Source organism: Paenibacillus sp. Marseille-P2973 (assembly GCF_018101095.1).
Taxonomy (GTDB): Bacteria; Bacillota; Bacilli; order Paenibacillales; family Paenibacillaceae; genus Fontibacillus; species Fontibacillus vini.
On record NZ_JAGQEH010000006.1, the window covers coordinates 61,480 to 84,609 of the forward strand.

A 23,130-nucleotide genomic window follows, 5' to 3' on the forward strand; every position below is an offset into this window, starting at 1 on the left:
TTCGGAGGGCGCTTTGTTTTTCTTCGATCCCTCTAATTCAACTTCACCAATAGTTCTAAAAACGAGACGATAATTGTTTAGCGTTTGGTCTGTTGGTTGTATTGTACGATTTTGTTGCTAAGGTTATAAATGGCTTTATACAAGCTATTTTATAGATTTATTTTCTATACTCTCAACTTCTAACATTTTTTGTTTAATCCACTTCATAACCATATCTGCCTCATCTAGAGCAATCACTCCCCTCTCGCTTTTATATTTATAAGTTTCGTAAGCCCAAAGTAATATAATTTTCACAAATTCAACTGTCTCTAATTTACAAATCGGTTCAATTTCATCTTCTTCCTCATCATAAAATGGATCTTCAATTATTGTATAGTCTTTATAAGATATAACACTGGATGCATTTCCTCCATGTCTATATTCGGGTATATTTCCCTTTAATAAATCAACATAATTCTCAATATCTTTTTTCAAATCTTTGAATCTCCAAGATATATCAGATCCTAAGGGATCACTTATCATATTGGCGAACTCTAGTGTTTTTTCCTTGTCGAAATCCAATACAACCATATTAAATTCATCCATATACTTCAATTTATATTTATATTTTATGATTATTAAAGTACCCTCCAATTCATCAGAGTTGATTCTTATGAATTTGAACTTGAAAAGCTCAATGACAACAATGTTAATTTTGTTAAAAACCATCGTCTTCTATTTGTTTAGGCAAAAAGAAAAACCACATTGAGTTGTTACACCCGCATGTGGAAGTAGTTCAATTCGATTTACATCGGTTATATGTGTTATTGGTTGAATGATGAGTTCATTCGGAGAGGGTAGCCCTCGCTTATTAAAGCAATTTAGTTTTAATTTGGTTTAAAAGCAGTTCAACTTTAGATTGTTCCATAGGATATGAAACAAGGTACTGATGTGTTAAATTATCAAGAAAATCAATGAAGTCTGTATTTGATACTATTTCATATTTAATTCCATCAACTGCTGGCGGTTCAACTTCAAACTTCACGCCCGTATCTCCAAAATACCCCTCTTCCCATGATTCATATTCAGGTGGAAATGCACAACAGATAAACTCTGAAATACCATAACCTACCTTATTCGAAAAATCTTCAAGGGCATCTATAAATTTATCTTCATCAAGATAGAGGAAATATAGTTCCATTGCCGTTAATTCATCAAAATTCTTATCTATTTTCATAGCTAATCTCCTTTAATCGAGTTTTGGATAGAAGTTTGTAATGACACCACTTTCATCCATATACCCTTCGAATTTCAATCCATTCGGGGCAATACCAGTTATTCTTCTTCCGACAATACTACCAGCATCAATTCCTTGTTGCATAGCAGCTTTACCCCATTCGATTATTGTTACCTCAGAAATTTTGGATGGGTCATACACAGTTTTGGGATTTTTGAAGTACTTATACTCTCCAGTCAAGTTGCCCTTATTATCAAGTTTAGGTATCTTGTAATTAATTTGAATAATTCCATCAATCGTGGGGTGGGGTGTTACCTTGTTAATAAAATCCACATCATCTAACTTCAAAACGTTTCTAAAATATTTGTAGAACTCATCCATATTGTGACCGCCTGTAATACCTTTGGATGGATCTCGATCAAATTTCTTAACGTTTACTAAATGGTCATCATAATCTGATTTGAAGATTAGATTGCCCGTCCCCTCAACCCTTCCCTTCCCTTCTCGTTCTTTCAAATAATTTTCAATAAGATTCTGCTGAGTTGGGTTCTTAGAGTATGAAATTGTGCCATCCGCTTCCCAGGCAGAAACCTTCACTCTAATTCCTTCGGGTGTCACGAACTCAGATCTTCTAAATTGCTCCGTTATTTTAGGCAGGGACTCCAGAAGCTCATTGGAGGACTTGGAGGCAAGCTTCGCACCTTTCGCACCTGCTGTGGCGGCCGCCTTCACTAGCATGACTGCTGAAGCCGCTTTAGCTAAAGCTCGGCCGTAGCTGACGCTTTCTTCATAGGAAGCTTTGCCGCTTAGTACTTTGCCCGAGAGATTCTTAATATCTTTAAAAGGAACGATAAACTCCTTTGCAAGTTCTTCACCAAGCATCGATTTAATGGAATCATAGGTAATGTTGCCATTCTCAATGTCTTTAGCCAAATCATAATAGTGCGGGAGGGTTTTTGTCCAGAATTCTATGTTATTTGGATTATTGGCCCAGCTCCCTTTCAAAACATCACCAAAATCCTCCTTCAGTTGACTGGCGATACCATCTCCGACGCCCACCATGGTTATCGCCGTGATCGTTCCTCCGTTATTAACCAGATCAGGGTTGTTCCGTATGCCCAGGCCTTTTTCCGCCAGAGCCAATTCAAGCAACTCTTTCGTTACTTTACCGTCCACTTCGAATTCGTATTTCCCCGATTTGGATTGTGACCTCCAAACCGCAGCTACTGAACTGATCGTATTAGCAATTTGCTGGTACCCTGCGACCGCGATTAGTAGTTCCTCGTTATATTTCCCCGTGACCTCTCCATGGTAAATATTCAAATCCTTCAAAACCTGCTGCATCTTCCGGATATCCTCTTCAGGTACCAGGCGGTTATATTCCTCCAGCTGTTCCTTCAGTTTCCGCTGCTGTTCAGCAGCTTGATGCACGGCTGCCTCAATCCGGCTATAGCTATTCCTCGCCCAATTCCGGTAAACCTCGTTATATAGTCCGACGGCAATCACCATACGGAGTTCACTCTCTGAGGGCATAGTCGAAAAATCATGTTTTAGCGGGTTATAATCACAAGCCGTGAGAGGGGAACCTTTGTAAAAAGCCGCGAGGCTCACTCCCGTCTTGTACCATTCCTCCGATATGCCCAAATCCGCCAGAATGCTTCTCTGTTTGTCCGCCAGCTTATGTACGTAACCCGTATACATTTCATTGCCATAAATCTCGTAAACTTGATATGCTGCCTGTTGGCGGGCTAGCTCTTCAAAAGCCTTCGCAAGTCTTCGCGTTAAGTTCTAACAAAAAACAGGTCAATCATGGTGGTCTCTGACCATAATCAACCTGCTAAATGTATCGGAATAGTGTTATTAAATTCAAAAAATAAAGCATTTGATGCGCACAACAGAAATGGAGAAATCCTCATACGGGTATTACATGGGTTATTTCTACTTGAAAACAACCACCAGACTCATTTGGTACTGGGGAGTCTAATATTATGCTAATAGCTGATTTCGTTATTACTAAGATTAGTAGTAAGAGATTTTACTGTAACTCTGTAAACAACTCTTAACATGCTCATAACTATTGTAATTCCTCTTACTTTTCTGCCTGTGATTGTATCCATCTTTTAGCTTCTTCTTCACGTAGAATAACTGGAGCATCAAGAGTACCAATATTAATACTAGATATAATTGCTTCTTCTACCCCTCTTAAACCTGATAAATCTGCTCCATGTAGTACTACATTTTTAAATGAAGCAACACTGATATCCGCATTTTTTAATATGGCATTATGAAAATTGGTGTCATAAAATAGACAAGCTACCAAGTTAGCATTTGTTAAATCAGTATCACGGAAAATTGCTTCATAGCAATCTGCCTTTGCTAGCTTTGTACTCTGCATATAAGATTTTGAAAAATTAGTATACGAAAGGTCTGCTTTGTAAAAATTTGCTCCATATAGGTTGGTAGAGATAAACTCCGAAGAACATAATACTGAATTATGAAAATCACTGCTCTGTAAACTCATAGAGTTAAATATACATTCTGTAAAATATGCTTGATCTAATGAATAATCACTTAAATCAATGCTCCTTAGATCAATTTCATCTAACCCCAACTTCTTCCCTTGTTCTCCGACAGTTTCCACCCATAATTTATGTTGCTGGAGTTGGTCAATAATGTTTTTAAAATCACTCTCCAAAATGAACATGCCTCCTCACGTAGGATACCATATAATACGATCAACAATTCCATCTTCCTCAATCGCCATTCTCAATTGTTGAATATGTTCCGGTACTAACTCTCTCGTATCAATTATGACACTATTCCCTTTTTCAATCTCACCATAAATCTTGTCCATTGCTCTTTTAACTGTAAACGCTCCTTTTTTAGGGCTAGTATGACCATGGGGATACGATTCAAAACTCTTAACGTCCCACTTTATTTCGGTAGTGATGTCAATAAGATCGCTACCTTTATCGGCTTGAGGATCACGAACAATGCGCCCTAAAACACCCTGCTCTTCTAAATCAAGTCCAACTTTTCTTTCTTTAATTCCTTGCTCTTCGATTCTACCAGCATGAGATGGATCCCGAGCCAAGTCATCCAACTCTTCTTGAGTTCTTCCTCCAGTATATTTTCCGTTCTTATCATAAAGGTCAATTTTATTATCTTTAACCGTCCCCTCAACCCCACCCTTCCCTTCCCGTTTTTTCAAATAATTTTCAATAAAATTCTGCTGGGTTGGGTTCGGGTTCTTAGAGTAGGAAATCGTGCCATCCGCTTCCCAGGCAGGGATCTTCACTCTAATCCCTTCGGGTGTCACGAACTCATATCTCCTAAATTGCTCCGTTATTTTTGGCATGGACTCCAGAAGCTCTTTGGAGGATTTGGAGGCAAGCTTCGCACCTTTCGCGCCTAGAACGGCGCCCTCTTTCGCTAGCATTAATAATGAAGCCACTTTGGCTAGAGCCCGACCATAGCTGACACTTTCTTCATAGGAAGCTTTGCCGCTCAGTACTTTACCGGTCTGTTCCATGACTACCTCAACCGGAACGATACACTCCTGGGCAATTGCCTCACCAAACATTTCTTTAATAGAATTATAGTCAATGGTGCCATTCTCTATGGCTTTAGCCAAATCATAATAGTGCGGTAGGGTTTTTGTCCAGAATTCAATGTTATTCGTGTTATTGGCCCAGCCCCCTTTCACAGCTTCCCCAATATCCTCCTTCAGTTGACTGACGATACCATTTCCAACACCCACCATGGTTACCGCCGTGATCGTTGCTCCGTTATTTATAACCAGATCCGGGTTGTTTCGTCTCCCTATACCTTTTTCCGCCAGAGCAAGCTCGATCAGTTCTTTGGTGATCTTTCCGTTCACTTCAAAATCATACTTCCCTGGGGCGGACTGATCCCTCCATTTCTGGGCAACTAAACTGATAGTATTGGAGATATGCTGGTATCCTGCGACCGCAATTAGAAGTTCCTCGTTATATTTTCCCGTGACCTCTCCTTGGTAAATATTCAAATCCTTCAAAACCTGCTGCATCTTCCGGATATCCTCTTCAGGTACCAGGCGGTTATATTCCTCCAGCTGTTCCTCCAGTTTCCGCTGCTGTTCAGCAGCTTGATGCACGGCTGCCTCAATCCGGCTATAGCTATTCCTCGCCCAATTCCGGTAAACCTCGTTATATAGTCCGACGGCAATCACCATACGGAGTTCACTCTCTGAGGGCATAGTCGAAAAATCATGTTTTAGCGGGTTATAATCACAAGCCGTGAGAGGGGAACCTTTGTAAAAAGCCGCGAGGCTCACTCCCGTCTTGTACCATTCCTCCGATATGCCCAAATCCGCCAGAATGCTTCTCTGTTTGTCCGCCAGCTTATGTACGTAACCCGTATACATTTCATTGCCATAAATCTCGTAAACTTGATATGCTGCCTGTTGGCGGGCTAGCTCTTCAAAAGCCTTCGCAATCTCATCCAGCTTCTCTCTCGCCCATGCCTGATCCTCTACAGTTCCCGTTTCCATCATCAGCAGAAGTGCGGCAATTCTCGCATCTTCTTTTACCGGGGCGACTCGGCTCTCCAAACTCATCTCCCGGAATTCCAGCAACACACCCTTGGCGATCTGCACAAGAGAGAGCTTCGACTTGGAAGAAGGATCTCCGGAGTCGCCAATATTCTGCAACGCCCTATCCTTGAATCCTTTCAGCAAGGCCTGAGCCGCACCCTTCAAGGTAAAATAAGCTGGCTGGCTTGCCTTAGCTAAACCGACGGCCTTCTTCTCAATTTGCAGATATTCATTGGCTGCATAGTTTAACACCTTAACTTTATCCCTCATCCGTTCATCCAGCGCTTCTGCAAACTTCATGATCTCATGAAGCTGCTCGCTAACTTCCCTAGCCGCGGCACGCACGTAGGACTCCGGGTAGGCGGATTCCACACTGCTGAGCAGTCGCGTCAATTCATTCGATAAGCCCGTAAGCGAATGCTCTATCGTTTGTCTCAAATGCTCCAGGTTACGGGACAAGTTCTCCACTTTGCCGGGTTCTACCCTCTGCTGCAATGCTTCATCTCCCCTGTATAATAATTTTTTCCAATTTAGAATGTCTATTGGGATTTTATTAAATTAATCTATTTTACGCAATATCCAATATATCAAAATATTTCCACAGGCTATCTGATATCCCCCACGCTATACGAAAGCGCATATAACAAAAAAAAGGCCAATCACAGTGGAATATCACCATAATTGACCTGTTTAGGTTATTTCAACAGTAGACTATTTAGGCTCTATTTCTTCAATATCAGGCCTTAATAGACAGTCTCAATAAGTTTGTTACGCGTATAGGAAGTTAGGCTAATGATGCTCGCCTAGTGTTCGTTGCACGACGAAGAGTTCCAGCTAACGAACCGTTCAGCGCTTATTTGCAGAAAAATGGACTTGTACCGGATCTAAGAAACCCCAACGGCGTTATTGAGTAAATTTTGAAGTAAAAGTAGCAATTTGCTCGAAATAAGATTACTGGGGTTCGTTAAGATCTCAAACTGCGAGTTTTGGGCCAAATAAGGTTTGCTGAGTTTCTTACGCGTGAAGGGCCTGACGAACGCGCCGCCCACGCGTAGCAGGGCACAGCGAGGCGCACAGGTGCGCAGCAGTTGGGCGCACCCATGCGCCCAGCCCGACGCCGCCCTAATGCGCGGCGTCGCTGCTCACGCCCGCCTCGCCGGAGGTGGCGGGCGTGCCCGCGTCCGCGCCGCGACGCACGTTGTGCGCGCCGCGGCGCGGCTTGAGCAGCTGCAGCAGCGATAACGGCTGCAGCTTCACTGCCGCCGGCGCCGACTCGTCCGGCGCCAGAATGGCGCCGAGCTGGTGATGCTCGCCGGCGTAGATCGCGCGCTGGAGGAACTTGCTCTCGCCTGCGAGATTGCGAACCTCCAGCTTGCAAAATGCCGACTGGATGCGCAGCGCGGCATGCAGTTCCTCTTTCGTGGGAACCGGCACGCCGTTCACACGGACAATGGACTCGCCGGGCAGGATACCCAGCTCCTCCGCCGGACTGCCCGGCAGCACAGCCAGCACCTTCACTCCGCCCTGCGGATGCACGAACAGCGGACTACGCTGCTGCTCCTCGAACCAGCTGAACCAGACCAGTCCCTCGTGCAGAAGGACAGCCGCCAACGCGGCCAACAGCATCAAAGGAGACCACCAGCCGGCAAGCAGCGCCAACGCAATAACGACGATGCCGTATCCGAGCAAACGGCCGGATGTGATCTTGGCCTTCGCCTTAGGCAGCATGCCGGTCGTCATTTCCGAGAAGCCGATGACGATCGGGAGCGCCATGAGTCCAAAACCGCCTTGCCAGGCGTCTCCCCCGAACAGCGGCGTCCATGGCAGCACCCCGCCCGTCGTATCCGCCGGAATTAACAACAGCAGCGGCACAGGCCATAGGCTCTGCATTTGATAACCGCCCACCAGCTTACCCCGTTTGCCTTCGAAGAAGAGCGGTCCCGCAAAAGAGGCCCCCTGCCACCGGACAAGTAGTCCTTCCGCCAAATGAAGCAGTCCAACAAGACACAATAAAGCCGGTATATTTAATTCCCTCACTGCACTTACGCACTCGGCCAACCAGCCGCTGCCGGTGAACGCAGGAAACAAATTCAATCCGAACTGGATCACGCCCAGAAGTCCGACCGAATAGGCCAGACACAAATAACGGACCCGAATCAACAACAGCAGGACGGTCACGATCCAGATGCATAAAATACCTTCAACCGTCAGCGTCATCCCTATAAACGCTGATACCAGCGAAATTCCCACCCCTGCCAGCAATCCGCCTAAAACGGTGCGCCAGGTTTGGGCCAGCCAGCCGTGCAGCCTGACATGGAACAATTTACGTTCAAGCAGCACTTGTCTACGATACAGCAGCATAATCAAAATAATCGAAATATAATAAAACGGCTGCAGAAACAACTGCCCTACCGCTTCCGCCACATTCCACAATCCTTCAAGCAAGAGATCCAATTCCGGCTCACGCTCCTATCCCCTCAGTTGGTTGCCTTCATCCCCCAGCCAGCACAGAAAAAAAGAAGGCTAAAAATCAGCCTTCTTATTTATTCGACACCGGGGAGGTAATTTCCTTCCGGATGACCTCAATAGCCCGGTTCATTTGGTTATCGTGCTTCGGATCCCGGATTTGCTCAATGAGGGCCGCCTCGAGCGCTTCCGCCGTTTTTTCGTCAAGAACGCCTGTAGCCTGCAGCTTCTTGTCCGTCTGGAATTTCTTCAACGCGGTTTCCGTAGCTTTGCTGAAATACCCGTCCGTGCGTCCCGGATCATAGCCAAGCCCTTGCAGCATCGTCTGCGCACTCTTGATATCTTCACCCAGCATGTCGTATTTGTAAGTTTTCTCTTTATTGATCGGCGCTACCGAAAAATAACCCGGCTGAGACACCGCGACATCCGGCTCAATCCCCTTCTTGTGAATCCATTCGCCGTTCGGGGTCAGCCATTTGGCAATCGTTACTTTCAGCAGGCTGCCGTCTCCCATCTCCCGGCTGAAGCTCGTTTGTACGGTACCCTTACCATAGGTAGCTTCACCGATCAGCTTGGCGTCCGCCGATTCCTGCAGTGCGCCGGCCAAAATTTCGGAGGCGCTGGCGCTTCCCTTATTCGTAATCACGGCAATCGGATAGGTTTTACCGACTCCCTTGGATACGGTCTTTTCTCTTTGCTTGTTCTTATCTTCCACCTGAACGATCGACTTGCCTTTCGGTACGAAATGCTCCGCCATCTCGATAACGATCTGGAGCACGCCTCCCGGATTGTTCCGCACGTCGATGACCAGACCTTTCATTCCTTGCTTCTCCAGGTTAGCCAACTCTTGCTTAAAGCGTTCCGCGGTATTCATCGAGAACTCGGTAATTTCGATGACGCCGACCTTACCCTCTTCCATCCGGGCATATACCGTTTCCAATGCGATATCATCACGAACAATCGTATATTCCAAAGTATTCGTGGATCCTGCCCGTTTCACCTTGATTTTGGCTTTGGTCCCTTTCGGGCCGCGGATTTTGGCCACCGCCTCATTCAGGCTGAGTCCCTCAAAGGACTCCCCGTTCACCGACAGTAAAATATCCTTCGGCTTAATCCCGGCTCTTTCGGCTGGCGATCCCTTGATAGGAGAAACGACGACCACGTTGCCGTTCTCCATCGACACCTCCGCGCCGATCCCGGTAAACGAGCCTTCGATCTGCTCGGAAAATTGCTGCGCCGTTTCAGGTCCCATGTAAGAGGAGAAAGGATCTCCAAGCGCGTTCATCATCCCATCAATGGCACCGTCAACCAACTTCTGCTGATCGACGCCTTCCACGTAATTATTTTTGACCAATTGCATGGCGGTCTCGATTTTCTTGATGCCTTCTTTGGAGCCCGTCCCAACATTATCGGCAAAAATTCCGCTGCGCAGCGGTCCCGAACCCGCAAAGCTCCACTGTCCGGTCAATGTCAGAGTAAGCAAACAGCTGGCCACCATGGCCACAACTACGAGTAAAGCGATTGTACGTTTTTTATACATTTAATGAATTCACCGCCTATGTTTGTCTCCTAAGTATATGTCCTGCATGTAAAGAATATTAATCCATTTCATGAACGAAAAACGGATAACCCGTCTTCGCGGACGGCTATCCGTTTCCATCGACATTCCTATTTTATTATAAATATGGCATCGGGTCCACAGGATTACCGTCGATCCGAACTTCGAAGTGGCAATGCGGTCCCGTCGAGTTGCCGGTGCTACCGACCTCGGCGATCTTTTCGCCCTTCTTCACTTTCTGCCCTTTTTCCACCTTGATGCCGCCGTTGCGGATATGTCCGTACAAAGTCCAGACATTATCCCCATGATCGATGATTACGGTGTTACCGTAACCGCTCCACCACTCGGCAACGATGACAACGCCGCCTTCGGCCGCGTGAATATCCGTGCCTTGCGGAGCCGCCAGGTCGACGCCGGTATGCGTCTTCTTCTTGCCCGTAATCGGATGAATCCGTGAACCGTAACCGGAGGACAAGCGGGCACCCGTAACCGGAAGGCCCATCGAACCGCCGCTTCCTTTAAAACCACCAGAGGAAGAAGTCTTGCGTTTATACGTATATACTTGAGCTGCTTTCAGCTTGTTCTTCTCTTTTTCCAATGCAGCCCGCTTGGTCGCAAGCTCTATGAGCAGATTCTCCTGCTCTTCGCTAATATCGTCGGATTCTTCAATCTCCGCATAGTATTTTGCGATAAGCTGCTGCTTCTCGACTTCTTTCTCTTCCAAAATGCTCTTGCGCGATTCCGCATCCGCATACAATGTCTTCACTTTGGCGTAATCAGCTTCCAGTTGCTTCTGCTGCTCATCCAGCAGCGTTTTGTCCTGCTTGTGTTCCTCTAACAGAACATGGTCCTGGTTTGCGATCGCTTGTAAAGAATCGGCACGCTCCAGGAAATCGGTAAAGCTGGTAGATGACAGCAGCACGTCCAAATAGGACACGGCCCCGTCGGTGTACATCAAACGAACTCTCGAATCCAGAAGATCCGAACGCTCGGAAATCCGTGCTTTGGTTTCTTCCAATTTAACTGCGGTATCCCGGAGGCTCTGCTCCGTATTTTCGATATCGACCGAAATTTTGGCCAATTCATTGCTGACGGAATCGATTTGCGCCATAACTTCTTTCAAATAATTGGTGTTCTTGTTCACATAATGCTGAGCCGTTTGCTTCTGATCCGCGGCTTTTTCCTGCTGCTTCTTGGCCTGTTTGGCTTGTTCTTGGAGCTGCTTCAGCTCCTTATCGATCTGACTGATCGTTTTTGACTTCGCAAATCCTTCGGTAGGCTGAAAAATAGCAGCGGCTAAAGCGACAACGGCAACAATGGATATCCATCTTTTCAACTTCGCTTCCCCATCCTTCTTCTAAATAGGTAGCCAACATGCTGGCTTTTGACATTTCTACACGACATTGACACTAGACTTTCAGGAATTTACGGATGGACATGGTGCTGCCCCAAATCCCGATCAGCAGGCCGAGACCTACTAGAAGAACTGCCAATTGAAGGCCGATCTCACCTACCGGAATCAGATGGAAGGCGAGCGTAATATCCGCTTTAACGGAATCGACCAGTTGATTGTATCCCAGAAATAATGCTCCAACGGTAATGGCCGATCCAATGAATCCGATCAAGGCTCCTTCCACGAAGAAAGGCCACCTTATAAACATGTTCGTTGCGCCCACCAGCTTCATAATGCCGATCTCGCGGCGACGGGCCAAAATCGTAACGCGTATCGTGTTCGAGATCAGGAACATGGCCATCAGGCCGAGACCTGCCACGAAGGCGAATCCGATATTCCGGACCGCTCTTGTAATCTTGAACAACTTCTCGGTCGTACCTTGACCGTAGTTGACTTTATAAATCGGCTTGTCCTGGTATTTTTCGTTGAGAGCAGTGATCTTGCTTGCCACGTAAGGAACCGTGGTCGGTTCAACGACCTCCACCTTCAGCGTATCGGGAATCGGATTCGTCGTTTCGTCGTACCCTTCCAGCAAATCCTTGCCTTCTTCCCCCAGCTTCTCTCTGAAATCCTTCAATCCTTCAGCCTTAGGGATCAAGGTTACCCGGCTGACTTCCTCCATGGACCCGATGTCGCTGCGAATCTTCTCCAGCATCGTTTCATCCACGTTGGATGACAGATAAGTACTGATCTGTACTTGACTATCCGCATCATCCGCAAAAGAGTTTACATTAAGCACGAGTAAAATAAACACGCCCAAGATGAATAAGGAAACTATGATCGACGTAATGGACGCCACCGACATCCAGCCGTTGCGGAGCACGTTTTTGACGCCTTCCCTAAGGTGCCGGAGGAGGGTACTAAAACTCATAACCGTAATCCCCTCTCAGCTGATCTCTAACGATGTTGCCGTGCTCTATAGCAATAACGCGTTTGCGCATGGTGTTTACGATATCCCGGTTGTGGGTTGCCATTACGATGGTAGTGCCCCGAAAATTGATCTCATCCAGCAGTTGCATAATTCCCCATGATGTCTCGGGGTCCAGGTTCCCTGTAGGCTCGTCCGCGATAATGACCGACGGATTGTTGACGATCGCCCGGGCGATCGCGACCCGCTGCTGCTCCCCGCCCGATAGCTGGGAAGGATCGCGGTTGGCTTTATTTTTCAGCCCGACCAGTTCCAGCACTTCAAGCGTGCGTTTCTTAATCACTTTCTTAGGCGCTTCGATAACTTCTAGCGCAAATGCGACATTTTCATAGGCGGTAAGCTTGGGAAGCAATCGAAAATCCTGAAAAATAACGCCGATATTTCTGCGCACATAAGGAATCTTCCGAGGCTTCAGCTTGCCGATATTAAAACCGTTGACGGAAATTTGGCCCTTGGTGGGCACCTCCTCACGGTAGATAAGCTTCATAAAAGTCGATTTACCCGCTCCTGACGGGCCGACGAGATAAACAAATTCATTGCGGTCGATTTTGACCGAGACGCCCTTGAGTGCATGCGTTCCATTCGGGTACGTCTTCCAGATATCCTGCATTTCTATCAATTCATCACGTCCTAAACCTTGATTCCAATGACTGGGTTGTCTGCAATTTTACTTTCGACATGTTCTCTTTAAATCCTTTAAAAGATGAGGTATTTCATCAGTCCGATACTTATTGTAACAAATATGTTACCTCTTGAGTACCCGAAAGTTTCCAGAATTTCATCATATATATGGTTGTACATAATATTTTTCCAATTGATAAGGAGCAGGGTATGCGAAAAAAAGAGTATCGATTGTCAGTAGCTCATTTTCTCGTCATAGGGGTTCTGACTGTGTTGCTTACCGCTTCCTTCATCTATGGAGGGCTGCTGCTCTATACTTCCGGGAATACGGTTCCTTCCGGTACCGTCGTGGGAGGGCTGGAGGTCGGAGGGGTGGCGGCGGAAGAGGCGCTGGACAAACTGGATGACATGATCGCGGAACTTAGGAAGCGAAACATCAGATTCTCCTTTAGGAATGCAGAAAATAAAGATACCGAACTAACCCTGACCTGGGAGGAAGCCGGAGCTGCGTGGGATGCGCCGGATTTCCGAAGTGAAGTTTTGTCGCTTTCTGCGGGGAGTGTGTGGGAGAGGGCGAAGACACGCAAAAATTTTGCAAAAAACTGGAGGCTGCACGCCTCATTTCATCCCTCAGTTTTGAAAAAGACCTTTAACCCCGAATGGGAAAAGGATCATTTCGGCAGCCCCGTCAATGCCGTCCGGTCGATCGCAGCGGATGATAGCATCCGTTATTTACCCGGCAAGTCGGCTAAGCGGATCGATTGGGAATCGCTCGTTATGCTGATACAGGCGGCGATTCCGGGGCCGTCTTCAGGACGCTCCAGTGTTGAGGCCAATAAGGGGAGCGGCAGCGGGCATCTAGGCGCTGACCAGGTCGAGATTCCGCTGGCGTTGATGCAGCCTGCCGTAACGGTCGAGAGCCTGAAGCGGGAAGGCATCCGCCGCAAAATCGCCGAGTTTTCGACCGGGCTGCAAACCAGCGGAGAAGGAAGGCTGCATAACGTTGAAGCCGCTGCACGGAGCATCGACGGGATGGTGCTGCCGCCTGGCGGTATTTTCGACTACGCCAAAGTGGTCGAAGCGGCCGAGCAGAGCTACGGCTTCCGCGAAGCGCCGGTTATCTTCGGCGGCAAGCTCGTCCCCGGCGTCGGCGGCGGCATTTGCCAGGTGTCAAGCACTCTATATAATGCAGCCATCCGAGCCGGTCTCGACATCGTCGAGCGCCGCAACCACTCCCTGCCTGTCAGCTATGTCCCGCTGGGGCAGGATGCCACCTTCGCTCAGGGCTACATCAACTTCCGCTTCAAAAATACAAGCGGACAGCATCTGCTCATCACCGCTCAGGTGAAGGAAGAGCAATTGACAATCAAGCTGTTCGGCGACATGCCGGACAATGTGACCTACGATATTGAGTCCCGGACGACCGGCATCCTCACCGTTCCCGACAAATTCGTCGCTAACCCGGGGCTTTCCGCCGGAAGCCAGGAGGTCGTGCTGCTGGGCAAGCCCGGTTACATCGTGGAGACGTATCGGATCAAGTACATTGACGGCAAGGCCGCGGCTAAAACCCGGCTGTCGCGTGACACCTACCCGGCGCAGCCTAACGTCATTGCCGTCCCGGGCGGCGCAGACGGCAAAGCACCGGCGCAACAGGATACCCCCCGAGTGCTGGAAGACGGAGTGAACGGGCCCAAGTTTTCTAGATGATTGTTTCAAAATAGAGGTCTTTTGGGGCGCTATTTGTACTAGTTTCGTTCCTCCCTCAAAAATAGAGGACTTTTGGGGTCTTATTCTGCTGTTTTTGCTCAGAATGGGCCTTTATCCGCCAATAAAACTAAAATAAGACCTCATTTGTCCCCTATTTTTATATTATCTGCCCCAACCCTCGAAATAAGGCCCTAAAAAGGCCTTATTTCCATTATCAATATTACAACTGATAATCCTTGCCCTCTAAATCAAGACAATAAGAACGCACCCGCTCTTGCCCGCTGGCGGGCCGAATCCAACCTTTTTCACTCATTCTCCACAGCAACCTGCGGGCTTTCTTATTTTGAAATCCCATATAGTTGCATATTTCTGTGGGGGTAAGCGGCCGTCCTTCACGCATAAACAGACGAACAACCTCTTTTTCGATCCAATCAGCGTCCAAAACATGTTTCTCCTCCCCCAGCCATCTTCCAATAAATTGCTGTAGCTTTAACTGGCAGTAACGGGGGCTCTCTTTAACATCGTCATACGTAAAGCGTAGTACCTTCCATCCGTCCGTAACCAGATCGTTTTGTCTCCGGCAGTGGTCTGAGAATTGGTGGCGACTAATATTTCTCCAATGCGGACCAAAACCGTCAATTTCGATTGCCAACCGCATACCTGTCCGAATATAAGCAAAGTCCAAATACCTGTAACCATCCTTAAAATCACTCACCTCATACTCCGGATGCAAATGCTGAAACTGTCCAAAAGCAGGCCACCAAACCAGCTCCAAGAACAACTTTTCCGCATGCCCATGCCCTTCCTTCAATCTTCGGAGACGTTCCCCCTGCCTAGCAGTCAAATGCCCGTTCACAAAAAGGGTGTGAGCTTCTGAAAATCCCATGCCGATTCCTCCTATTCAAAATAAAAAACGCCTTTTCGCTTATAGGCCCAAAGGGGCCACGGCAAAAAGACGTGTGCTTCACGACTATTAATTACTGCAATAACACTATCCAGATTGTACCACAAGCGACGTGCCCAACAAACTCCATCCGCTGCTCTTGCCTGCAAAAGTTTTCATATGATAAGGTAGAGCCACCTGACTAAACGTGTAGCCTAATAGCGAAACATACTGTGTTCCCCTGGATAGAGAGTGGAAAGTAGACAGTAATAGTTGAACATACAGCTTAGCCATGGAAAACGCAGACTAGAGAGGATTCATAATCATCATGAAGCAAAATACTGAAATACGGACTACTTCTGAAAATACAGTGGCCGGCGGAGCGGCGGCAACGCTGTTAATCATTGCCGTAATGCTGACCGCGGCGACGCTGCGGTCTCCGCTCACCGGCGTCGGGCCGCTGATCGGCGAGATCCAGAATTCAACCGGCTTGTCCCATACGCTCGCCGGCATGCTGACGACTTTGCCGCTCATCGCCTTCGCGGTGTTCGCGCTCGCCGCACCCAAGCTATCATCCCGCTTTGGTATAGAGCGGACGCTGCTATACTGCATGATCCTGATGACAGGAGGAATCCTGCTCCGCTCCATGCCCGCCGTTCCGGCCCTCTTTGGAGGAACCGCCCTGGTCGGAAGCGCTATCGCTATCGCCAACGTGCTGGTTCCCAGCCTGATCAAGCGGGACTTCCCGCTGCGGCTCGGATTGATGACGAGCCTGTACACGTCATCCATGAATATGTGGTCCGCCATCGCTTCGGGAATCAGCATGCCGATCTCCCGCACCGGTCTCGGATGGCGCGGGGCCTTGGCCTGCTGGCTCGTTCTGTCGGCGGCAACCGCCTTGATCTGGCTGCCGCTGGCCCGGCGCCATAGCGCCAGCCGCAGCAATACCCGGACTGCAGCAGCTCTTGCATCCGGCGGCGCGATCAAGGTTTCCGGCCTGGACACCGCCGCAACCGCCCCGGAAGGCAACACAACCTCGCAGCGCTCCGTTTCCGTCTGGCGGTCTCCTATAGCCTGGCAGGTAACGATTTTTATGGGCTGCCAGTCCGTTATGTTTTACGTCGGCATTTCCTGGTTGCCGGAAATTCTCCATGAACGGGGATTGAGCATGGATCAGGCAGGCTGGATGCTCTCCCTGATGCAGCTTGCCAGCATGGGCGGCTCATTCCTTATGCCATTAATAGCCGCACGCGCCCAGTCCCAAAAAGGGCTAGCCGCCGTTTCCTCCGCGTTGTTCCTGCTCGGGTACGGCGGTGTCTGGCTCGGCTCGCCGGATCTGGCGCTATTGTTTATTCTGCTGATCGGTCTTGGCTGCGGCACGACCTTCAGCTTGGTCATTATGTTCTTCGCCTTGCGTTCGCGAACGGCCGATCAGGCTGCCAAATTGTCCGGGATGGCGCAATCCGTCGGTTATCTGCTGGCCGCAGTCGGACCGACCTTGTTCGGCTTCATTCACGACCGTAGCGGCGGTTGGGCAATGCCGCTGGCTACCATCACCGGTGTGTCCTTGATCACCATCATCATGGGCTACACAGCCGGACGTAAGGGACATATCGGACCCGAACAATAAGCTTATCTTCTCGCAGCGCAAAGCCCTGCCCGATAAACTATGAATTCTATTTCCCGAATCCGGGAGTAGAACCTGAGTTTATTTTCGGAGCAGGGCTCTTTTTTTGGTGTCTATTCCTTTTCTTTTCCTATTCCAAAGAACAGCCTATTCTACCGTTCGCTTCACGCTCTGTCCCACTTCCGACTGTTCATCCTGACGCAAAGCCTCGCTGTACTCCACAAGACGTATGCGGCATCCCGGCCCGATCTCGACGTCTCCTCCACGCACGACATCCGCCGTAACATTCCTCAACCGAATGACGTCTCCCTCGATGATGCTTGCCTCCAGTTCCTTCTTTGACCCGTGCCATAACCAAGGCATCCATTTACCGGGTTCGTATGGCTTAACTTCAATATGGGTTCCGACAATTTCACGGGTTCTGCTGCTGCCGAGCATGCGAATTTCAACTTGTTCCGCATTCAGCATCCCTTCGGCTTGAACGACTCCCTTAATAAGAAAATGTTCAGCCCGGATTTCGCCATTCGCTGCGCATTCTCCAAATAATTGAACTTTTCCGCCCGTAATATGCCCGTTCACCTTAAGCTCGCCCGTTAATTGCATATTGGCAACGTTCAGGTTGCCCTCAACCCCCAAATTACCTGTAATCTTCAATAAATCGGCACTTAGGCTTCCATCCACTGCTGAATTCCCGGTACATTTAAAAGACTGGCAGTCGACGTCTCCGTTAAATTCCGCATCCCCGGTCACGCGAACCTCGTCAAAGAAGCCGCCGTTAGAGGAGCTTTCGCCGACAAGCCGCAAATTATGGCGGGTCATGTTCGGATTATTTTGTTGATTCATTTTTCTTCACCTCCTAAAAAATAGCCTCCACCGCTACACTTGTATTGAGTTTCCCACCGTGGCTTTTGGATCGACCGCATAATGATCTTTATATTCAACACGCCCGATTTCACACCCGGGTCCGATCCGGACCGAGTTGCCACGGACAACTTCCGCCTTGGTTTCCTCCAGATCAATGTCGTCTCCTTCAATCACATCCGCTGTCAAACGCACCGCTAGGGAAGGTGAGAACAAGGCTAGAAGATTCCGTGTGCTCAATTTTTTGCGAACCTGAATCCGTTCCCCTCCAATCTCTTTAGCCCGGCAGACAGCAGCCATGAATATATCCAAATTACCCGCATTCAGCATCCCGCCGACCTGGAAGCCGCCATGGACTTTAAACGTTTCAAATTCCGCATTTCCCCCCAGCTTCAGTCCTCCGTCAGTCTCCAGGGTTTCCCCGAACGCGCTGCCGCCTACGGTCAGCATCCCGTGAATATCCACATGCTCAGCCCGTAGATCCCCTTCTATCTTCATCCCCCCGTCTACCCGGAGCTGTTCTCCGGCGAGAGATCCTTCCACGTTAAATTTACCGTTCGCCCGCAGCTGCTCCCCTTGAAGAGAGCCTTTCACTTTAAGCGTTCCGTTCGAGGTAAGCGTCGTACATACGGTGTCTCCGTTCAACGTGGCGATTCCGTCCGTACCGATCTTTCCGTAGGTGCCCCCCGCAGCCTGCCCCATTCCGTTGATTCGCAAATTCTTTATTTTCTGATCTTCCACTTATGCGTCGCCCCCGCCTATTAATAATTTCAATTCTTCCGTACACTGCGCCATCGCCAGTCTCGTTACCGTTCGAACCTCACTGTCCATAAAAATATCCACGTCTCCCGGTACCAGCAAGAAGGCGCCAACCCCCATCTTTCTGGTTAATCTTACGCCGACTTCCCTTCCTGTTTGCTCGGGAAAATAGGACTCCAGTGTCCGAACCAACAAACGCCCTTCTTCCAGCGAAATATCTCCGCTGCGTAACAGCTTGTCGAGCACGTAGATGATCAAAATTTGCTCAAAGCTGAATTGGGGCTGCTCCGTAATCCCTATTGTTTCAATATATAAATTCAACGAGGTAGATGAAACAATGTTTCGCTCCAAAATCTCACCCACGCTCAAGCTCAACTCTCCCGTATTTGGAGAAAATACATCCGCCAAAGCGTCCAGCGACAAATCATCCTTCATGTTGAGAATACGATCAATTCGCTGCAACATTTTATCCCGCGGAAAAAAAGTCTCTTGTCCCGTAAAGGAAGACTTGCGGATAAACCATTGCTCCGGAATCAGATTTTTTCGCTTCCAGCGGTATAGCTGTCCATAGGAAATGCCCGTCATATCCAGCAGTTCTTTTTTGGAGATTAAATCCTCATTCATTGGCCCTGCTCCTTTCTTACCGGAATAATGTAACATAACATTGTTACGTTGTAAATAATCACAACATCATGAAGTCTTTCTGGAAAATAAAAAATCGTGCCGACCCCGTATCCAGAAAAGATACGCGACCGGCACGACCGAACTATTATTTCTATGAACCAACCTTATACTTTGAAACGATCAATCTGACCATGCATTTCTGTGGCCATCCGGGCCAATGCTTCCGAAGCCGAGGAGATTTCCTCCATTGAAGCCAGCTGTTCTTGTGTTGCTGCGGTTACGCTCTGGAAAGAATCCAGGCTCTTTGAGGAGGTTTGGGCAATTTGGGTAACCGACTCGGCGATTTCATCGGCACTGGCCGACATCTGCTCGGTAATCGCTGAAACCTCGTGAATTTGCTCGGAAATCCGCCGCGTGGAGCCTTCAATTTGGCGGAATGCGTTCTGGGCTTCACTTGTAACGGAAATACCGCGTTCCACGCTTTCGGTGACATCCCGGTTCATTACCTCATAGACCTTTTCCGTCAGCTCGGACATCTGTCCGATGCTCAGCTGAATTCTTTCCGCCGTTGTCCGGGACTGTTCCGCAAGTTTCCGAACTTCTCCGGCAACGACCGAGAAGCCGCGGCCCTCTTCTCCCGCTCTGGCAGCCTCGATCGCCGCATTCAGCGCAAGAAGATTAGTCTGTACCGCAATGTCCGAAATCGCGCTGCTCATTCCCGCCACCTGAGCGCTGAGTTCGTTCATTTGATGCATCAGTTCCGCAGATTCCCGGGTTGACCGGTGAATCTCTTCCATCTGTTGGCTAACATGGAGAACCTTCTCGCTTCCGAACCTTACATCCTGTTCAGTCTGAAGCGAGGACTCCACAATCGTGCCTGAAGCTTCCGCGATTTTGCGAATGCCCATGGACATCTCTTCCATGGTCTTAGCGCTTTCCGCCGAAACGGACGCCTGAATCTCCGCGCCGGCTGCGGTTTCCTGCACCAGACCGACCACATGCTCAACCGCTCGGGCATTCTGCTCGGTTCCGGCCGTCAGTTCTTCACTTGATGCGGCAAGCTGGCTGGAAACTTCAGAAATGCCTTGAACCATTCGCCGGATCGAGCCTACCATCTCATTGTAGTTTCCAGCCAGTTCACCGATCTCATCACGCCGGGTGATGATCACTTCCTCATTCAGGAATCCCTCGCCTACGCGTTTCGCGGATTGGTTCAGCCGCTCAATCGGGCGTGTGATGCTGCGGATCGAGAAGAACAGCAGTACGCCGGCGACTACCAAGGAGATACCTAATACGATCAGGGCTGACCAAAAAATAGGCGCCAACGCTCTACTAAATTCATTCGTTTCCAGTACGCCGACAATCTTAAAACCGGTTAAGTCGTTTGTCGTAAAATAAGCTGTCTGGGCATTTCCGGTATCCGGATTATTGTAATCCAAAAATCCCGATTCCTCGCCCTGAATTTTGACCAGATGGTCTCCAACCGCCTCCGCCCCTACAGGTTGCATCGGATGGGAAGTGAAGTGGTTGGTCCGGTCCAGCAAATAAATGTATCCGCTGGATCCAAGTTTGACCTTTTTGACCATTTCATTGACGTTGGCCAGATCCAGAGATACCGTTATCGCTCCCTGACCGTCTGGCAGCGCCCGGCTGATGAACAGGTTGTAGTTCCCCGTTGTCGCCGATTTGAACGGATCTAAAATAATGGTCTGATCCGGCTTGGCTAAAGCTGCCTTGTACCAGTCTCTTTCTCTGGGATCGTAATCCTGCTTACCTGGATCCGGAGCCTTCATCCAAGCTCCATTCTGATTGCCTACCGTAATAATCTCCAATTCGGGGTGCTTCTCCATAAACAGTTCGAGGAGCGTCCGCAATTCCGCAGATTTTGCGTCAATCTTCTGGGAATCCATTTCCATCACTAATTGCTCAATGTTCCGAACTTCCGCCTCTACAATATGATTCAGTGAATCATTCAACAAATTGACGCTCGACCGGGTGCTCTCTTTCATCTTGTCACGCAACTGCCCTTTGGCACTATCCAGATTCGAGTATGCGATAACTAAGTTAGGGATAATCAGCAGGACAGCAAAGAGGAATAACATGCGGTTGCGCAGCGTCCGGACTTCCAGTAATCGCCCCACGCTGGCAAAAAAGGTTTTCATGGGTTTATCTCCTTTTCAATATGTATGTACATGAGGTGAGGGATCTAAGGTGAGGTGAACAAAAACAACATTTCGAAAATTGCGACTTCTAATCATTGCAAGGAATGATCTAACTTATATTTCGACAATTTACGACGAATTTTTAATATATTTTCTGAAATTGTATGAAAATGTTCAATATTTCCACTCATCTTCCGTAAAACCATGTAAAGAAAACAAAAAAACAGCCTTCGTCAAAATCGAAGGCTGTTCCAAACTTATTAGCGGTTCATCCACTATTTGCTCTTTTCCGTAAATTCCTTCACCCATTCGCCGGAAGTCTGAAGCTTGGCTTCCGCCCGGGCAATCGCCGCGGCCACTTGGCCGGAGGCCGTACCGCCGTATACGTTCCGTGCGTTTACCACCGTTTCCGGTTGAAGCACGTTATAAATGCTCTCGTCGAACAACGGTGAGAATTGTTTGAATTCATCCAGGGTGAGATCAAGCAGGAACTTGTCGTTCTGGATGCAGTACAGTACCGTCTTGCCGATCACTTCATGCGCCTGGCGGAAAGGCAGACCTTTGTTCGCCAGGAAGTCGGCGATATCCGTCGCATTTGAGAAGTCCTTGTTGACCGCTTCGCGCATGCGCACGCTGTTGACCTTCATCGTCGCGATCATCGGTGCAAACAGCTGCAAAGCCCCCTGAAGGGTCTCCACGGTATCGAACATGCCTTCCTTGTCTTCCTGCATATCTTTGTTATACGCCAGCGGCAAGGATTTCAGCACGGTGAGCAGACCCATGAGATTGCCATAGACACGGCCGGTTTTGCCACGGACCAGTTCCGGGACGTCGGGGTTTTTCTTTTGCGGCATAATGCTGCTGCCTGTGCAGAAAGCATCATCCAACTCCACAAACCGGAATTCCGTGCTGCTCCACATCACGAGCTCCTCGCTGAGACGCGATAAATGCATCATCAGGATCGAAGCGTCAGCCAAAAATTCAAGGATGAAGTCGCGGTCGCTCACCGCATCCAAGCTATTCTCGTATACCGCGTCAAAATGGAGCTGCTCCGCCACGAAGTGACGGTCGATCGGGAATGTGGTTCCCGCCAACGCGCCCGCGCCGAGCGGCAATACATTGATACGCTTGTAACTATCCTGCAAGCGCTCGATATCCCGCTGGAACATGGAGACGTAAGCCATCAAATGATGGGCGAACAAGATCGGCTGCGCCCGCTGCAGATGCGTGTAACCGGGCACGATTGTTTCCTGATTGGCTTTGGCCTGTCCGATCAGCGCTTCCTGAAGATCATGAAGCAAGCCTACAAATTCCACAACCCGCTTGCGCAGGTACAGATGCATATCCGTCGCAACCTGATCGTTCCGGCTGCGTCCGGTATGAAGCTTGCCTCCGACGGGGCCGACTTCATCGATCAATTGCTTCTCAATATTCATATGGATGTCTTCATCCGAAACGGAGTATTCCAACTCGCCTCGTTTGATTTTGTTAAGCACGGTATGCAACCCGTCCTTGATTTTCTCGACATCCTCTTCCGGCAGAATGCCGCACTTGCCGAGCATCGTCACATGCGCTAGGCTTCCCTGCACATCTTCCTCCGCCAGCGCCTTATCAAATCCGATCGAAGCGGTATATTGCTCCACCAATCGGTTGGTCTGTTTCGTAAAGCGTCCACCCCACAGCTTGCTCACC

18 protein-coding genes are annotated in these 23,130 nt (G+C 48.8%); 2 read left to right on the plus strand and 16 right to left on the minus strand.

Annotation, left to right across the window (positions count from 1 at the left end):
* Positions 1 to 144 precede the first annotated feature (144 nt).
* The 10 genes from KB559_RS14210 to ftsE all read right to left on the minus strand — a co-directional run bounded on the left by KB559_RS14210 (position 145) and on the right by ftsE (position 12,813).
* Complete coding sequence (locus KB559_RS14210; protein WP_211022758.1) at positions 145 to 615, minus strand: hypothetical protein; 471 nt, start codon at positions 613 to 615, stop codon at positions 145 to 147.
* 235 nt (positions 616 to 850) lie between these two features.
* Positions 851 to 1,216, minus strand: coding sequence for a ribonuclease toxin immunity protein CdiI (gene cdiI, locus KB559_RS14215; protein WP_211022591.1), 366 nt, complete (start codon positions 1,214 to 1,216; stop codon positions 851 to 853).
* A 12-nt stretch (positions 1,217 to 1,228) separates the two neighbouring features.
* Complete coding sequence (locus KB559_RS14220; protein WP_211022592.1) at positions 1,229 to 2,917, minus strand: CdiA family toxin C-terminal domain-containing protein; 1,689 nt, start codon at positions 2,915 to 2,917, stop codon at positions 1,229 to 1,231.
* Positions 2,918 to 3,305: 388 nt separating this feature from the next.
* Positions 3,306 to 3,911 (minus strand): pentapeptide repeat-containing protein, encoded by a 606-nt coding sequence (locus KB559_RS14225; protein WP_211022593.1) that lies wholly within the window; start codon positions 3,909 to 3,911, stop codon positions 3,306 to 3,308.
* A gap of 15 nt (positions 3,912 to 3,926) precedes the next feature.
* Positions 3,927 to 6,284, minus strand: coding sequence for a hypothetical protein (locus KB559_RS14230; protein ID WP_211022594.1), 2,358 nt, complete (start codon positions 6,282 to 6,284; stop codon positions 3,927 to 3,929).
* Positions 6,285 to 6,911: 627 nt separating this feature from the next.
* Complete coding sequence (locus KB559_RS14235) at positions 6,912 to 8,243, minus strand: PDZ domain-containing protein (RefSeq protein ID WP_211022595.1); 1,332 nt, start codon at positions 8,241 to 8,243, stop codon at positions 6,912 to 6,914.
* Positions 8,244 to 8,328: 85 nt separating this feature from the next.
* Positions 8,329 to 9,795 (minus strand): S41 family peptidase, encoded by a 1,467-nt coding sequence (locus tag KB559_RS14240; RefSeq protein WP_211022596.1) that lies wholly within the window; start codon positions 9,793 to 9,795, stop codon positions 8,329 to 8,331.
* A gap of 136 nt (positions 9,796 to 9,931) precedes the next feature.
* Complete coding sequence (locus tag KB559_RS14245) at positions 9,932 to 11,149, minus strand: murein hydrolase activator EnvC family protein (protein ID WP_211022597.1); 1,218 nt, start codon at positions 11,147 to 11,149, stop codon at positions 9,932 to 9,934.
* 73 nt (positions 11,150 to 11,222) lie between these two features.
* Positions 11,223 to 12,137, minus strand: a complete 915-nt coding sequence (gene ftsX / locus KB559_RS14250; protein WP_211022598.1) for a permease-like cell division protein FtsX — start codon at positions 12,135 to 12,137, stop codon at positions 11,223 to 11,225.
* Positions 12,127 to 12,813, minus strand: coding sequence for a cell division ATP-binding protein FtsE (gene ftsE, locus KB559_RS14255; RefSeq protein WP_211022599.1), 687 nt, complete (start codon positions 12,811 to 12,813; stop codon positions 12,127 to 12,129). Before ftsE ends, ftsX begins: the two co-directional genes overlap by 11 nt.
* Before the next feature lie 212 nt (positions 12,814 to 13,025).
* On the opposite strand from ftsE, the gene KB559_RS14260 reads away from it, so the two are divergent.
* Positions 13,026 to 14,522 carry a VanW family protein gene (locus tag KB559_RS14260; RefSeq protein ID WP_211022600.1) on the plus strand — a complete coding sequence of 499 codons (1,497 nt, stop codon included), beginning with the start codon at positions 13,026 to 13,028 and terminating at the stop codon, positions 14,520 to 14,522.
* 220 nt (positions 14,523 to 14,742) lie between these two features.
* On the opposite strand, the gene KB559_RS14265 is transcribed toward KB559_RS14260, so the two are convergent.
* The gene (locus tag KB559_RS14265; protein WP_211022601.1) at positions 14,743 to 15,408 is read right to left on the minus strand and encodes a PDDEXK family nuclease; all 666 of its coding nucleotides are present in this window, start codon (positions 15,406 to 15,408) and stop codon (positions 14,743 to 14,745) included.
* A 325-nt stretch (positions 15,409 to 15,733) separates the two neighbouring features.
* Between KB559_RS14265 and KB559_RS14270 the strand changes: the two genes are divergently transcribed.
* Entirely contained in the window at positions 15,734 to 17,035 is a 1,302-nt protein-coding gene (locus tag KB559_RS14270) for a CynX/NimT family MFS transporter (RefSeq protein WP_211022602.1), read from the plus strand.
* A 144-nt stretch (positions 17,036 to 17,179) separates the two neighbouring features.
* On the opposite strand, the gene KB559_RS14275 is transcribed toward KB559_RS14270, so the two are convergent.
* The 5 genes from KB559_RS14275 to argH form a co-directional block, all read right to left on the minus strand.
* Positions 17,180 to 17,875, minus strand: coding sequence for a polymer-forming cytoskeletal protein (locus tag KB559_RS14275; RefSeq protein ID WP_211022603.1), 696 nt, complete (start codon positions 17,873 to 17,875; stop codon positions 17,180 to 17,182).
* A 33-nt stretch (positions 17,876 to 17,908) separates the two neighbouring features.
* Positions 17,909 to 18,634: a bactofilin family protein gene (locus KB559_RS14280; protein WP_211022604.1), complete on the minus strand. Its 726-nt coding sequence runs from the start codon at positions 18,632 to 18,634 to the stop codon at positions 17,909 to 17,911.
* The gene (locus KB559_RS14285; RefSeq protein ID WP_211022605.1) at positions 18,635 to 19,276 is read right to left on the minus strand and encodes a YhbD family protein; all 642 of its coding nucleotides are present in this window, start codon (positions 19,274 to 19,276) and stop codon (positions 18,635 to 18,637) included. It lies immediately after the preceding gene.
* 164 nt (positions 19,277 to 19,440) lie between these two features.
* A complete protein-coding gene (locus tag KB559_RS14290) occupies positions 19,441 to 21,438 on the minus strand; it encodes a methyl-accepting chemotaxis protein (RefSeq protein ID WP_211022606.1) in 1,998 nt (665 codons plus the stop codon).
* Positions 21,439 to 21,713: 275 nt separating this feature from the next.
* On the minus strand, positions 21,714 to 23,129 hold the full coding sequence (gene argH, locus KB559_RS14295; protein ID WP_211022607.1) for an argininosuccinate lyase: 1,416 nt from the start codon (positions 23,127 to 23,129) through the stop codon (positions 21,714 to 21,716).
* Position 23,130 lies beyond the last annotated feature (1 nt).

Coding starts and splice junctions, on each gene's coding strand:
- cdiI (WP_211022591.1), bottom strand. CDS start 1,216: ATGAAAATAGATAAGAATTTTGATGAATTAACGGCAATGGAACTATAT.
- KB559_RS14220 (WP_211022592.1), bottom strand. CDS start 2,917: ATGTATACGGGTTACGTACATAAGCTGGCGGACAAACAGAGAAGCATT.
- KB559_RS14240 (WP_211022596.1), bottom strand. CDS start 9,795: ATGTATAAAAAACGTACAATCGCTTTACTCGTAGTTGTGGCCATGGTG.
- ftsX (WP_211022598.1), bottom strand. CDS start 12,137: ATGAGTTTTAGTACCCTCCTCCGGCACCTTAGGGAAGGCGTCAAAAAC.
- KB559_RS14260 (WP_211022600.1), top strand. CDS start 13,026: ATGCGAAAAAAAGAGTATCGATTGTCAGTAGCTCATTTTCTCGTCATA.
- KB559_RS14265 (WP_211022601.1), bottom strand. CDS start 15,408: ATGGGATTTTCAGAAGCTCACACCCTTTTTGTGAACGGGCATTTGACT.
- KB559_RS14270 (WP_211022602.1), top strand. CDS start 15,734: ATGAAGCAAAATACTGAAATACGGACTACTTCTGAAAATACAGTGGCC.
- KB559_RS14275 (WP_211022603.1), bottom strand. CDS start 17,875: ATGAATCAACAAAATAATCCGAACATGACCCGCCATAATTTGCGGCTT.
- KB559_RS14285 (WP_211022605.1), bottom strand. CDS start 19,276: ATGAATGAGGATTTAATCTCCAAAAAAGAACTGCTGGATATGACGGGC.
- KB559_RS14290 (WP_211022606.1), bottom strand. CDS start 21,438: ATGAAAACCTTTTTTGCCAGCGTGGGGCGATTACTGGAAGTCCGGACG.